The 230-nt window shown below is 64.8% G+C and carries 1 pseudogene; it reads left to right on the forward strand.

The window, feature by feature from the left end:
- A pseudogene (locus tag ACTFO6_RS20145) lies at positions 1–230 on the forward strand (PLP-dependent aminotransferase family protein); the annotation flags it as partial.

The following is a 230-nucleotide window of genomic DNA, read 5'->3' on the forward strand; positions in this document are numbered from 1 at the left end:
TGGCAGAAGTTTCCCTATCCGTTCATCGATGGCCAGTTCGATCCGTCGCTCTTTCCCACCGCCGAGTGGCGGGAGTGTTGCATGAAGGAGCTGGCGGTCATGGAGATCCGCGATTGGGCCCCGGACCTCATCGCCCGGGACGATCCTTCCCTTATCCAGCAGATCCGCACCCGGGTGTTGCCCCGGCGCGGGGTGTGGGCGTCGGAGGAAGAGATCGTGGTCACCGGGGG

The organism is Pelomicrobium sp. G1 (genome assembly GCF_051905455.1).
Classification (GTDB): Bacteria; Pseudomonadota; Gammaproteobacteria; order Burkholderiales; family UBA6910; genus Pelomicrobium.